This is a genomic window from Halomonas sp. B23F22_3 (assembly GCF_043496965.1).
GTDB lineage: Bacteria > Pseudomonadota > Gammaproteobacteria > Pseudomonadales > Halomonadaceae > Halomonas.
Map to the genome: position 1 here is coordinate 258,695 of NZ_JBIEKG010000004.1, position 13,032 is coordinate 271,726.

The 13,032-nt window shown below is 71.2% G+C and carries 12 protein-coding genes and 1 pseudogene; 5 read left to right on the top strand and 8 right to left on the bottom strand.

The window, feature by feature from the left end; genetic code table 11:
* Position 1: 1 nt before the first annotated feature.
* Genes ACGTNG_RS10395 through ACGTNG_RS10425 form a run of 7 tightly spaced genes read right to left on the bottom strand, consistent with a single transcriptional unit; the run spans position 2 to position 8,033 of the window.
* A complete protein-coding gene (locus ACGTNG_RS10395; protein ID WP_394576945.1) occupies positions 2-835 on the bottom strand; it encodes an FAD/NAD(P)-binding protein in 834 nt (277 codons plus the stop codon).
* Complete coding sequence (locus ACGTNG_RS10400; protein WP_394576946.1) at positions 832-1,974, bottom strand: 4Fe-4S dicluster domain-containing protein; 1,143 nt, start codon at positions 1,972-1,974, stop codon at positions 832-834. Before ACGTNG_RS10400 ends, ACGTNG_RS10395 begins: the two co-directional genes overlap by 4 nt.
* Before the next feature lie 30 nt (positions 1,975-2,004).
* Positions 2,005-3,027: a hydrogenase expression/formation protein HypE gene (gene hypE, locus ACGTNG_RS10405; protein ID WP_394576947.1), complete on the bottom strand. Its 1,023-nt coding sequence runs from the start codon at positions 3,025-3,027 to the stop codon at positions 2,005-2,007.
* 13 nt (positions 3,028-3,040) lie between these two features.
* Positions 3,041-6,544 carry a carbamoyltransferase HypF gene (gene hypF, locus ACGTNG_RS10410; protein WP_394576948.1) on the bottom strand — a complete coding sequence of 1,168 codons (3,504 nt, stop codon included), beginning with the start codon at positions 6,542-6,544 and terminating at the stop codon, positions 3,041-3,043.
* Positions 6,541-7,377 (bottom strand): hydrogenase nickel incorporation protein HypB, encoded by an 837-nt coding sequence (gene hypB / locus ACGTNG_RS10415; protein WP_394576949.1) that lies wholly within the window; start codon positions 7,375-7,377, stop codon positions 6,541-6,543. Before hypB ends, hypF begins: the two co-directional genes overlap by 4 nt.
* Positions 7,378-7,405: 28 nt before the next feature.
* Positions 7,406-7,783, bottom strand: a complete 378-nt coding sequence (locus tag ACGTNG_RS10420) for a hydrogenase maturation nickel metallochaperone HypA/HybF (protein WP_394576950.1) — start codon at positions 7,781-7,783, stop codon at positions 7,406-7,408.
* Positions 7,776-8,033 (bottom strand): HypC/HybG/HupF family hydrogenase formation chaperone, encoded by a 258-nt coding sequence (locus ACGTNG_RS10425; RefSeq protein WP_394576951.1) that lies wholly within the window; start codon positions 8,031-8,033, stop codon positions 7,776-7,778. The genes ACGTNG_RS10420 and ACGTNG_RS10425 overlap by 8 nt, the downstream gene beginning before the upstream one ends.
* Before the next feature lie 245 nt (positions 8,034-8,278).
* Between ACGTNG_RS10425 and dbpA the strand changes: the two genes are divergently transcribed.
* The 5 genes and pseudogenes from dbpA to ACGTNG_RS10450 all read left to right on the top strand — a co-directional run bounded on the left by dbpA (position 8,279) and on the right by ACGTNG_RS10450 (position 12,242).
* Positions 8,279-9,673: an ATP-dependent RNA helicase DbpA gene (gene dbpA, locus ACGTNG_RS10430; RefSeq protein ID WP_394576952.1), complete on the top strand. Its 1,395-nt coding sequence runs from the start codon at positions 8,279-8,281 to the stop codon at positions 9,671-9,673.
* Between the two features lie 65 nt (positions 9,674-9,738).
* Complete coding sequence (locus ACGTNG_RS10435; RefSeq protein WP_394576953.1) at positions 9,739-10,641, top strand: PA4780 family RIO1-like protein kinase; 903 nt, start codon at positions 9,739-9,741, stop codon at positions 10,639-10,641.
* An 85-nt stretch (positions 10,642-10,726) separates the two neighbouring features.
* A pseudogene (locus ACGTNG_RS10440) lies at positions 10,727-10,927 on the top strand (tautomerase family protein); the annotation flags it as partial.
* 148 nt (positions 10,928-11,075) lie between these two features.
* Positions 11,076-11,510 carry a DUF4399 domain-containing protein gene (locus tag ACGTNG_RS10445; RefSeq protein WP_394576955.1) on the top strand — a complete coding sequence of 145 codons (435 nt, stop codon included), beginning with the start codon at positions 11,076-11,078 and terminating at the stop codon, positions 11,508-11,510.
* 180 nt (positions 11,511-11,690) lie between these two features.
* Complete coding sequence (locus tag ACGTNG_RS10450; protein WP_394576956.1) at positions 11,691-12,242, top strand: hypothetical protein; 552 nt, start codon at positions 11,691-11,693, stop codon at positions 12,240-12,242.
* 19 nt (positions 12,243-12,261) lie between these two features.
* Here the strand turns inward: ACGTNG_RS10450 and ACGTNG_RS10455 are convergent, their stop codons facing one another.
* Positions 12,262-12,990, bottom strand: a complete 729-nt coding sequence (locus tag ACGTNG_RS10455; protein WP_394576957.1) for a YebC/PmpR family DNA-binding transcriptional regulator — start codon at positions 12,988-12,990, stop codon at positions 12,262-12,264.
* Positions 12,991-13,032 lie beyond the last annotated feature (42 nt).

Here is a 13,032-nt window from a genome sequence, read left to right on the forward strand (position 1 = left end):
GTCAGACTCCCCGGTGCGACAGGTAGGGCGCCAGTTCCCGGCAGGTGAAGACCGGGCCGTCGCGACACACGAACTTGGGCCCCAGCTGGCAGCGCCCGCAGGAGCCGATGGCGCAGTGCATGTTGCGCTCCATGCTGAGCCAGATCCGCTCCTCCGGCACCTCGCGCTGGCGCATCGCCTCGATCACCGCGCGCATCATGCCCTCCGGCCCGCAGAGGAAGACCGAACAGCGCGCCGGGTCGAAGGTGATGCGCTCGAAGAACTGGGTCACCGGGCCGGTGTGCCAGGGCCAGAGGGTGTCGCCGGTATCGGCGGTCAGGTAGACCTCGACGTCCGGATGCTGGCGCCAGCCGTCGTAGCGGTCTCTCCAGATCAGGTCGTTGGAGTGCTTGACCCCCTGGATGATGTGCAGGCGGCCGTAACGCCCGCGCCGATGCAGGACGTACTCGATCAGCGAGACCGAGGGCGCGCAGCCGAGCCCGCCGGTGACGATCACCAGATCGGTGCCCTCCGCCGCCTCCGTGGGCCAGCCACGACCGTAGGGGCCGCGCAGGCCGAGGCGGTCGCCGACTTGTAGTCGGCCGAGGTTCTTGGTGATCGAGCCGACCTTGCGGATGGTGTGGTCGATCCACTCCCGCTCGTCGGGGTCGGAGACGATGGAGATCGGCACCTCGCCCATGCCCGGCAGGCAGAGCATGTTGAACTGGCCCATCGCGAAGCGGTAGGCGGCCTGCACCTCGGGATCGGCGAAGCGCAGCTGCAGGCTGAACATGTCCGGGGTCTCTTCCTTGCGGCCGACCACCTCGGCCTCGAGGGGCAACAGCGCACTGGTCATGATCGCTCCTCCCCGCCGGGCGCCTTGGCGGGTGCGTCTTCGGGCGCCTTAGAAAGCGCGTCCAGTTCCTCGGTCACGTCGATGCCCACCGGGCACCAGGCGATGCATCGGCCGCAGCCCACGCAGCCGCTGCGGCCGTACTGCTCCACCCAGGTGCCGAACTTGTGGGTCAGCCACTGGCGATAGCGCTGGGGCCGCTCGGCGCGGATGACGGTGCCGTGGATAGTGCTGTGGTCGGGGTCGAAGCAGCTCGCCCACTGCCGGTCGTGGCTGGCCGTCTGGCCGTCCAGCGAGAGCTCGTCGACGTGGGTCTGGCAGAAGCAGGTGGGGCAGACCGCGGTGCAGTTGCCGCAGGTCAGGCAGCGGTCGTTCAGGGTCTGCCAGTGCGGGTGGGCGACGGCCGCCTGCAGCATCTCCGGCAGCGAGCCCTCGGGCAGGCGGCGCGTCTGCTGGGCGCTGGCCCGCTCGAGGCCGGCCTCCACCTGCTCGAGCTGATCATGGCTGGCAGGCGTCGTCTCCAGGGCGTCGAGGATCGTCTGGCCCTCTTTGGAGTGCGCCTCCACCACGAAGCCCTCGTCGAGCTCGGAGAGCGCCAGGTCGAAGCCATGCTGCACCCGCGGGCCATCCCCGGTGGCGGTGCAGAAGCAGGTGGCCGCGGAGCGCAGGCAGTTGACGGCAACCAGGAAGAGGTTCTGGCGTCGCTCGCGGTAGTGCGGGTCGGGATGGGCGTCATGCAGGAAGTGGCGGTCGTGGATCGACAGCGCCGCGAGGTCGCAGGCGCGCACGCCGATCACCGCCGTCGGCTGGGCCTCGGGGGGCTGCTCGCGAAAGAGCAGCCGGCCGTCGGGCTGGCGCTCGCTCTTCCACAGGGTCTCCCGGGGCGCGAAGGTCAGCGGCTTGATCGCCTGGGGGCCCGTGGTCCAGTCGAAGAGGCGTGCCGAGTCGGTGCGTTCGAGCCGGTAGTGACCGGGGGCCTGGTCGTCGATGATGCCCCGGGGAAGCTGATCCATTGAGACGAGGGGCGCGAAGACGATGGCGTGGTCGCGCACCTGGGGGCCGATGACCTCATAGCCCGCCGCCGCCAGCGCCTTGAGCAGGGTCTGGAAGCGGTCTCTCGCCAGGAAGTGATGCACCTTCATGGTTCTCTCCCGTGCAGGCCCCGTCGGGGCTCAGCAGATGCGCGGCAGGGGATCGTCCTCGAGCTCCTGCAGCAGGCGCTCGCCACCCCAGTCGTTGACCAGCAGCAGCCGGTCGTGGTGCGGGTCGAGGGTGCCGATCCGCTGCGCCTCCCGCCCCTGGGGCAACGCCCGCCAGCGTGTGAGGGCCTCCTCGGCCTGCTCCTCGGCGACGATGGCGACCACCCGGCCCTCGCAGGCGATGTAGAGGGGGTCGTAGCCGAGCATGTCGCAGGCGCTGTGCACGGCGCCGCGGATCGGCAGTCGTGACTCCTCGAGGGTCACTCCCAGGCCCGTTGCGTGGATCACCTCGTGAAGCACGGTCGCGAGCCCCCCGCGGGTCGGGTCGCGCAGGAAGCGCAGGCCGGGCAGGTCGAGCAGCGCCCGGGTCAGGGGCAAGACGCTTCCGCTGTCGGAGGCCAGGGTGCCGCCGAGGCCGAACTCCTCGCGGGCCAGCATCACGGCGATGCCGTGATCGCCCAGCGGCCCGCTGACCAGCACCGCATCGCCGGGGCGGATGCCGTCCGCGCCGAGCGCGAGGTCGCGCGGGCGCAGGCCGATCCCGGAGACTCCGAAATAGACGCCGCCGCAGAGGCCGCGGGGAAGCACCTTGGTATCGCCGGCCACTACCTGGACATCGCAGGCCCGGGCCGCCGCGGCGAGACTCTCGACGATGCGCTCGAGCTCGGCGAGCGGCAGCCCCTCCTCGAGGAAGGCGTTGAGGCTCAGGAAGCGCGGGGTGGCGCCGGCGACGGCGAGGTCGTTGACGGTGCCGTGCACGGCGAGGCTGCCAATATCCCCGCCGGCGAAGAACAGCGGCTGCACGGTGACCCCGTCGCTGGTGAAGACCAGCGCCTGGTCGTCGGTGGCAGGGGGCAGCACGGCGGCATCGGCGAGGGGTGCCAGCCAGGGATTGCCCAGGTGGCGGACGAAGACCGATTCGATCAGCCGGCGCATCAGGCGCCCGCCGTTGCCGTGGGCCAGGGTGACGGTGTCCGTGTCGGGCTCGGGCGTCATCGCTCGCTTCTCCTTATCCCGGGGCGGTCATGTCGGAGCGGTCGTGGCCGTGAGCCTCCCGGGCCAGGACCTCCACGACCTGGCCGACGCTGATGGCGGCGTCGTTGCAGGGCAGCCGTTCGTGCAGCAGCACCGTGAAGCCGTCTTCTTCCAGCACCGCCACGGCCGCTTCGGTCAGGCGGCGGTTCTGGAACACGCCCCCTGTCAGGCCGAGGATCGTCACCCCGGCGGCGCTCCGGGCCGCCTCGGCCTGGCGGCGCAGCGCCTGGACCAGGGTGGCGTGGAGGTCCGCGGCACGCCGGCTCGGGGCGAGACGGGCATCCCTGAGGTGGCGGATCAGCGGGCGCCAGTCACAGCGTAGCACCCCGTCCGTGTCGCGATGATGGGGCAGGTCGAGGGCCATTGTCTCTCCCATTGCCTCGCCCTCGGCCAGCGCCTCGAGGCGCATGGCGGCCTCGGCCTCGTGGCTCACCCGGCGTATCGGCAGCAGCAGTGCCGCGGCGGCATCGAAGAGCCGGCCCACGGCGGAGCAGGGCGGCGCGTTGAGGCGCCGCTCCCAGATCTCGCGCAGCAGGGCGAGCTCGTCGCCGCTGGCGGGGACATCCGGCGTCGCCAGGCCGCTCTGCCAGCAGAGCGTGACGGCGAGGCGCCAGGGCTCGCGGATGGCCGCCTCGCCGCCGGGCAGGGCGAAGGGCATGAAGGAGGCGACATGCCGCCAGTGGCCGGGTCGGCCGTAGAGCGCCTCGCCACCCCACAGAGTGCCGTCCGGCCCCAGGCCGGTGCCGTCCCAGGTGAAGACCAGGGTCGGCTCCTGGAAGCGGCCGTGCTCCGCGCAGAGGGCGGCGGCATGGGCGTGATGATGGGCGATCGCCTGGCGGGGCAGGCCGCTCTCCCGGGCCCAGCGGGTGGTGTGATAGCCGGGATGGGCGTCGTGGAGGACCCGCGCCGGGGTCACGCCGTAGAGCCTCGAGAGGGTCGCGACCTGGCGGTCGAAGGCGCGCTGGGCGGCGAGGCTCGAGAGATCGCCGATATGTGGCGACAGCACCAGTCGATGCTCCCAGGCGAGGCAGAGCGTGGCCTTCTGGTGGGCGCCCACGGCGAGGACGGGGGGCGCTGGTCCATCAGGCAAATCGAGTTCCAGGGGGGCGGCGCCGCGCCCCTGGCGCAGCGGACGCGCCCGGCCGGCGATGAGCCGCTTCACGCCGTCGTCGATGCCCTGCAGGATGGGGCGGTCGTGGTGCAGGAAGGCGTCGGCGACCCGGCCGAGGCGCGCCTCGGCCTCCTCGGGGTCGGTGATCAGGGGCTCGCCTGAGAGGTTGGCCGAGGTGGCGATCAGCGGACGCCCCAGGGCCTCCAGCAGCAGGTGATGCAGGGGCGCATAGGGCAGCAGGACGCCGACCTCGTCGAGCCCGGGGGCGATGCCTTCTGCAAGGCCCGCTACCGAGCCATCGCAGATCGCCGGGTCGTCGCGCTTGGGCAGCAGCACGATCGGGCGCTCATCTGAGAGCAGGGCCTCGGCGGCCGCCGGGGTGAGCCGGGCGTGCTCGCGGACGGCGGCCAGGCCGTCCTCGCCTCGCCAGGGGAACATCACGGCGAGCGGCTTCTGGGGGCGGTGCTTGCGCTCGCGCAGGGTCGCCACCGCCGCCGCCCGGCCGGCGTCCACCATCAGGTGGTAGCCGCCGACGCCCTTCACGGCGACGATGCGCCCGGCATCGAGTGCCGCGACGGCGGCCGCCAGCGCCTGTTCGTTGCCCGTCGTTTCCGTGTTGCCGTCCACCAGGCGAAGCCGCGGTCCACAGTCGGGGCAGCCGATGGACTGCGCATGGAAGCGCCGATTGTTCGGATCCTCGTACTCCGCCCGGCAGGCCGCGCAGAGCGGGAAGGCCCTGAGGGCGGTGCGCGCGCGATCATAGGGGAGCCGGTCGATCACGCTGTAGCGCGGGCCGCACTGGTCGCAGTGGGTGAAGGGGTAGCGGTAGTGGCGGTCCTGCGGGTCGCGCATCTCCGCCAGGCAGGCCGGACAGACCGGGGTATCCAGCGGCAGGTGGACCGGGCCCGCGGGCTGGTCCTCGCCGTCGCTTGGCCGGATCACGAACGAGGGTCTCTGCGCCACGTCGATCGTCTCGCGGCCGGCGATGCGCGGGCTCGCCAGGCGTGGGGCTTCCATGAGCAGGGCGTGCTCGAACGCGGCGAGCCGCTCGGCGCTGCCCTGGGCCTCGATCACCACCTCGCCGCCGCGGTTGCGTACCTCGCCGGCGATCTCCAGCCGGCTCGCCAGGCGCTTGACGAAGGGGCGAAAGCCCACGCCCTGGACGACGCCGGTGAGCACCCAGCGGCGCGCCTCCAGGTCGGCGGGGGACGCCTCGGGGGCGGCGTCGACCGAGGTGGCACTGATCCGCCGGGCGCTCGCGTCCTGGCCCGCGCGGACGCCGCCTGCCCACCATATCCGGCAGGCGCCCTCGTCGGAGACCATGCAGGGGCCGACCGGCCGATCCGGGGTGCAGCCGCGGCCGTAGAGCCGGCACTCGGGGGGCCGAATCCGGCCCAGCACCACCGCGGCGCAGTCGCAGCCGGGGGGCATCTCGCCGCGGCGGGCGTAGGCGGCCTCGAACACCCCGGGAAACTGCCGCCGGGCATCGCGGTGGGCCAGGGCCTCGGGGCAGGCATAGCCCGAGTCGGGCAGCGAGCCGATGCCGCGCCACTCGGCGGCGGTGATGTCGAAGGTCGAGGCGATCAGCGCCCGCGCCCGAGGGTTGCCCTCGGGGCCGACGCACTGGGGATAGGCGTTCTCCAGCCGGGGCGCGCGGTCGAGTGCCTGCTGGAGCACCCGGTAGAGGCCCTCGAGGATCAGGCCCGGGGTGAAGCCGGCCACGGCGGTAGGTAAGGCGTGGGCCTCGGCCACGAAGCGCCACTGCTCGGCGCCCATGATGGTGGCCACGTGTCCCGGGGCGATCAGCGCATCGAAGTCGGCCCGGCCGCCTTTCAGCAAGTGGGCGATGGCCGGCCAGGTCTGGCGGGCGCTGAGCAGCAGCAGCAGGTTGTCCGGCAGGTCGTCGCGCGAGAAGAGCGCGGCGATCGGTGCGGTGGTCGTCTCGAAGCCGGCGGCGAAGAAGACCACCCGCTTTCCGGGATGGCGACGGGCCAGGGCCAGCACCTCGCTCGGGGAGGCGACCGGCACCACGTTGCCGCCGAGGGCCCGGGCCGCCTGGAGGGAGCGTGGCTCGCGCTTCGGGGCGTTGCAGGGTACGCGCACCATGTCCCCGAAGGTGGCGACGATGACGCCGTCCGTGAGGCTCAGGGCCACCGCGGCCTGGATATCCTCCTCGGGGCAGACGCAGACGGGGCAGCCCGGCCCGGGGATCAGCTCGAGATGGTCGGGCAGCACCGTGCGCAGACCGGCCTGAGTGATGGTGCGCTCGTGGCCGCCGCAGACGTTGAGAACCCGCAGGCGCCCCGAGGCCGGCCGGGGCAGGGCGCGGATCCGCGACAGCCAGTCGCCGGGCGAGAGGTCCGTCATGGCGCGGGCGATCCCGGTGGGGTGAGCGGCTGGTCAAGCGCGTGGCCGGGCGCATGGTTGGGAGCGCCGGGAGGTGTCAGCAGGCGCTCTCCACGCTGTACCGGACGGAAGGCTCGCCGTCGCTCGGCGAGGCCCTCCTCGAGCCAGGCGAGCCAGGCCTCGAGCGCCCCCGTCTTGCTGCTCAGCGTCAGCACCGGGGCGGGGGAGGCGAGCCTGCGCATGTGCGCTTCCACCGCCGCGACGTCGAAGTCGTCGAGCACCGGCAGGAGGTCGGCCTTGGTGACCAGCACCAGGTCGCTCGCGCGGAACATGACCGGGTACTTGAGCGGCTTGTCGTCGCCCTCCGGCGTCGAGAGCAGGGTGACGCTGGCATGCTGGCCCAGGTCGAAGCTCGCCGGGCAGACCAGGTTGCCGACGTTCTCGATGAACAGGATGTCGAGCTCGTCCAGCGCCAGCTCGTGGGCGGCGCGGTGCACCATCGCCGCGTCCAGGTGGCAGGCGCTGCCGGTAGTGATCTGCACCGCCGGAACCCCCCGGGCGCGGATGCGCCGGGCGTCGTTCTCGGTCTCCAGGTCGCCCTCGATCACCGCCAGCCGGTGGCGCCCCCCCAGCGCCTCGATGGTGGCCTCCAGCAGGCGCGTCTTGCCGGCCCCGGGCGAGGACATCAGGTTGACGACCAGCAGCCCGGCACGGTCGAAGTGCGCGCGGTTATGGCGCGCGGCCGCGTCGTTGTGGGCCTTGAGGCCCTCGAGCACCGCCACGGTATGAACGTCGTGCTCGTTCGCGTCCGGATGAAGGTGGTTGGGCAGGGCGCAGCCGCAGGTCTGGCACACGATGGGGCCTCCTTATGACTTGTTGGGACTAGGGGCTCGAGGGGACGGGGAATTCGGTTGAGGGTGAGGCGAGGTCGACGCTGACCAGCAGGAGCTCGTCGCCGCCGGTCAGCCGGGTCTGCCAGTGGCCGCAGCGGGGGCAGGTCAGGTCGTTGACCCGGGCCTCGGCTTCCTGGCCGCAGCGGGGGCAGTGCACCCGCACCGGCGAGGTCGCGATCTCCAGCCGCGCGCCCTCGGCGGGGGTGTCGCGGCTGGCCAGCGGGAAGGCCTCGCGCATCAGCTCGACCTCGACGCCGGAGAGTGGCCCGATGCGCACGCTGACGCACCGGATGCGCGGCGCACCATGCTCGGCCGCGACCCGGCTGGCTTGGCGAATCAGCGACCGACAGAGGCTCAGCTCATGCACGTTCCGGGGCTCCTGGGTCGTCCGTGTCGCCGGCGGCCTCCATCTCGTCGATCAGCCGCCAGGTCGCCAGGGCATCGTCGGGCTCCAGGCGCTGCAGGGCATAGCCGACGTGCACGATGACGAAGTCGCCCACGGCGAGGGGCTGGTCCCGGACCAGCATCAGGTCGATATCGCGCTCGATGCCGCGGGAGGCCGCGCGCGCCGTGTCGCCGTCGAGGCGGGTGATCTGCATGGGAATGGCCAGGCACATGGTCGGCGGTCTGCTCCCTGGTCGGCGGGCGTGGGCGAGGCGCCCCTGCCCGGTCCTGACGGTACTCCTGACCCTCACTGTAGAAGACCGGGCGCGCTTCTTCCGGCCTGGCCGCTTGCAGGCGACGGGCCGCACTTTCTGCTATGCTGGCCGACTTTCATCCTAGCTCCCGTGGCCCCGGGCGGGCGGCGCCCGCCGTCATCACGCCCCGTCACGCCGCCCGTTTATTCCCGCAGGTCTATTACGTGTCTGATTCCTCTGCCGATTTCGCCGCGCTGCCGCTGGCGCCGGAACTGCTGTCCAACCTCGCGACGCTGGGCTATCGCACCATGACGCCGATCCAGGCCGAGAGCCTGCCGCCGATGCTGGCGGGGCGCGACGTGATCGCCCAGGCGAAGACCGGCTCGGGCAAGACCGCGGCCTTCGGCCTGGGGCTGCTCTCGCGGCTGACCCTCGCCTCCTCCCGGGTGCAGGGGCTGGTGCTCTGCCCGACCCGCGAGCTCGCCGTCCAGGTGGCCGGCGAGCTGCGCCGCCTGGCGCGCAGCCTGCCCAACGTCAAGGTGCTGACCCTGTGCGGCGGCGCGCCTCTGGGGCCACAGCGCGCCTCTCTGGAGCACGGCGCGCACCTCGTGGTCGGCACGCCGGGGCGGGTGGAGGAGCACCTGCGCAAGGGGGCGCTCGATCTCTCCGGGCTCGAGACCCTGGTGCTGGACGAGGCCGACCGCATGCTCGACATGGGCTTCCAGGCCGCCATGGAGGCGATCATCGCCGAGACCCCGGCGCGCCGTCAGCTGCTGCTGTTCAGCGCCACCTATGCCGAGGCCATCCGGCCCATCGCCGAGCGGCTGATGCGCGAGCCGGTCACGGTGGAGGTCGACGAGCCCCACGACGACACCACCATCCGCCAGCACTTCTATCGGGTGGCCGACGAGTCGGCCCGCTTCGAGGCGCTGCGTCGCCTGCTGCTGCACGTGAGGCCCGCCTCCAGCGTGGTGTTCTGCAACACCAAGCGCGAGACCGACGAGGTCGCCGAGGCCCTGAACGACGCGGGCTTCAGTGCCCTGGCGCTGCACGGCGACCTGGAGCAGCGCGACCGCGATCGCCTGCTGGTGCTGTTCGCCAACGGCAGCGCCTCGATCCTGGTGGCCACCGACGTGGCCGCCCGCGGGCTCGACATCGCGTCGCTGGATGCGGTATTCAACTACCGCATCGCCCGGGAGCTCGAGGTGCACGTCCACCGCATCGGGCGCACCGGCCGTGCCGGCGGCTCCGGGGTGGCCTGTACCCTGGTCGCCGAGCAGGAGGAGTACCGGCTGGCGCGCCTTGCCGACTTCCTCGGCGAGACCCTCGCCCCGGAGCCGCTGCCCTCCCGCGCGGTGCTGGAGCGCTCGCCCTTCACGCCGACCATGGCGACGCTGGAGCTCGGCGGCGGCAAGAAGCAGAAGGTGCGCCCCGGCGACATCCTCGGCGCCCTGACCGGCGAGGGCGGGATCGCCGGCGACCAGGTGGGCAAGATCAAGGTGCTGGCCAACAGGGCCTACGTGGCCGTGCGTCGCGACGTGGTCGGTGCGGCCCTCGACCAGCTGGCCAACGGCAAGCTCAAGGGACGCAGCTTCCGGGCCCGTCGCATCCGCCGCTGACCGTTCCTGCAATGCGATTCGCCCGGGGCATACCCAGCCGCCGGGTTCTATGCCAACGTGGTGACATGAAGATACCCAAGAGATTACAGCCGCTGGTCGAGGATGGCCTGATCGACGAGGTCGAGGGCCAGCTGATGAGCGGCAAGGAAGCCCAGGTGTTCGTGGTGCGCTCCCATGGAGAGCGGCGCTGCGCCAAGGTCTTCAAGGAAGCCAAGCAGCGCAGCTTCAAGCAGGCCGTGCAGTATCAGGAGGGGCGCCGTGAGCGCAACAGCCGCCGCTCCCGGGCCATGGCCAAGAAGACCCGCTACGGCCAGAAGGAGCAGGAGCAGGCCTGGCTCAACGCCGAGGTCGATGCCCTCTACCGGCTGGCGGCCGCCGACGTGCGAGTGCCCAAGCCCTTCGGCTTCATCGACGGCGTGCTGCTGATGGAGATGATCACCGATGCCGAGGGGCTGACCGCCCCGCGGCTGGACGACGTGACCCTGACGGCCGACGAGGCCCGGGCCCACTACGCCAAGGTGATCGGCGACGTGGTGCGCATGCTCTGCGCCGGCCTGGTGCATGGCGACCTGTCCGAGTTCAACGTGCTGCTCGCCGCCGATGGCCCGGTGATCATCGACCTGCCCCAGGCGGTGGATGCCGCCGGCAACAACAGCGCCGCCTGGATGTTCGAGCGCGACGTCGACAACATGCGCCGCTACTTCGGCCGCTTCGCCCCGGAGCTGCTGGCCACCGACTACGGCAAGGAGATCTGGTCGCTCTATGAGGCCGGTGACCTGCACCCGGAGAGCGAACTGACCGGCTGCTTCGAGCACGACACCCGCGAGGTCGACGTGGACGACCTGATGACCGTCATCGACGACGTGCGCGAGGAGGAGGAAGAGCGCCGGGCCCTGCTCGGCGGCGACCGGGACGCCGGCGTGGCCGAGGCGGCGGCCGACTGGCGGGCCGCCCACGAGGAGCCCTGAATGCTGGCGTTGACCCGGCCATGAAACCCGCCGCGAGGCGGGTTTCTGCTATCTTGGGCGCCCTTTTTCCGCCCCACAGGAGTCGAGCATGCCCATCGTCACCATTCAGCAGTTTCCCCGCAGCGTGGCGCACAAGCGCGAGCTGGCCCGGCGCATCACCGAGGCGTTCGAGGAGGTCTACGGCAGCTCCGCGGAGTCCGTGCAGGTCTTCTTCAACGAGGTGGATGGCGAGCACTGGGCCCGCGGCGGCGCGATGGGCTGTGACCGCGAGGACGGCCCGCGCTGACCGCGCCTTGGGAGGCAGTGTCGTTGCGACCTTTGTCGTGTCGGCGTCCGAGATGTTCGACTAGGCTGTGTGGGCGGCAGGGCCGCCGTCCGACACGGTGGCCCGGTCGCTTGTGAGCATCGTACGTCGACGGACAAGGAGATACGCCATGAAACAATGGATCGCAGGCCTGGGACTGGCCGGCAGCCTCTTGCTGGCCACCACGGCCATGGCTCAGACGGAGCGCAGCGCGGCCCCCGAGGGGAGTGAGGTCTACTTCATTTCACCCCAGGCGGGGGCGACGGTCGAGAGCCCCGTCACCGTACGCATGGGCCTCTCGGGCATGGGCGTGGCGCCCGCCGGGACCGAGCGCGAGGGCACCGGCCACCACCACCTGCTGGTCGACACGCCGCTGGACGAGGTGGATCTCGACCAGCCGCTGCCGTCCAGCGAGACCATGCGCCACTTCGGCGGGGGCCAGACCGAAGTCGAACTCGAGCTCGAGCCCGGGGAGCACACCCTGCAGCTGCTGTTCATGGATGAAAGCCACATGAGCTTCGACCCGGCAGTGACCTCCGAGGCCATCACCATCACGGTGGAGTGATCCACCGCCCGTCAGGCGCGAGCGCCTGACGGGCTTCCCTCCCGGGCGCCTACGGGCGCGGTGCACCTGCTTCCTGATGCTCTCCACGGGTTTTTTCGTCCTCCCGCTGGCCGGTGGGGGGCTTCAGCGCTGTACTGAAGCCGAGTGCTCGAGTGGGCACGTCACGGCGAGGTAGCGACGATGAAACACCTGCATGGCGGTAGGAAGCGTTGGGTCGGACCGGGCCTGGTGGCGCTGCTGGCGAACCTTGCCGGGAGCGGGCTGGCCGTGGCCGATCAGGCGAAGATCGACGATGCCCTGGCGGCGGCCCCGCCTGGCCTGGCGGAAGGCGCCAAGGTGATCGACTGGGAAGGCAATGAGCTGAAGGGGGGCACGAACGGCTACACCTGCCTGCCGACGCCGCCGACCCTCGACGGCCGCGCCCCGATGTGCCTCGACGAGGCCTGGATGCACTGGGCCATGGCCTGGCAGCACAAGCAGCCGATCACGGTCGATGCGCTGGGCATCGCCTACATGCTGGCCGGCGACGAGGGGGCGAGCCTCGTCGATCCTTATGCCCAGGCGCCCACCGGCGACAACGCCTGGATCGAGGAGGGGCCGCACCTGATGCTCATCGCCCCGGCGGCGCTGCTCGAGGGCTACTCCACCGACCCCTACGCCGGTGGTCCCTACCTGATGTGGCAGGGTACCGACTACCAGCACCTGATGGTTCCGGTGGGGCCGCGCGACTAGGCGTCAGGGCCCCTCGGCGTCAGGCCTGGCCCTCGACCTCGGCGCTGTGGAAGACGTTCTGCACGTCGTCCAGGTCGTTCAGGGTGTCCATCAGCTTCTCGAACACCGCCACGTCGTCGCCCTCGACCGGGGTCACGGTCTGGGGCACGAACTGGATCTCGTCGACCTCGAAGTCGAGCTCACCGAAGGCGTCGATCAGCGCCTGCTTGGCCTTGGCGTACTCGGTGTGGGGCGCGAATACGGTGATGTGTCCCGACTCGTTCTCGATGTCGGTGACGTCGACATCGGCCTCCATCAGCGCCTCGAGGGTAGCCTCCTCGTCTTCGCCCTCGAAGGCGAGGATGGCGCAGTGATCGAACATGTGGCTGACGCTGCCCGGGGTGCCGAGCTTGCCCTTGGCCTTGGTGAAGCAGGCGCGCACGTCGCCGAAGGTGCGGTTCGGGTTGTCGGTCAGGCACTCGACGATGACCATGCAGTTGCCCGGCCCGAAGCCCTCGTAGCGGGCCGGCGAGAAGTCCTCGCCGCCCACGCCGCTGGCCTTGTCCAGGGCCTTGTCGATGACGTGGGACGGCACCTGATCCTTCTTGGCGCGCTCGATCAGGCCGCGCAGGGACAGGTTGCCGGCGGGGTCGGTGCCGCCCTGCTTGGCGCAGACGTAGATCTCGCGTCCGTACTTGCTGTAAACCTTGGTCTTGGCGTCGGCCGTCTTGGCCATCGATTCCTTGCGGTTCTGGAAGGCCCTGCCCATTGCATTGTCCTATGGCGTCGAAATTCGAGGCTGGATTCTACG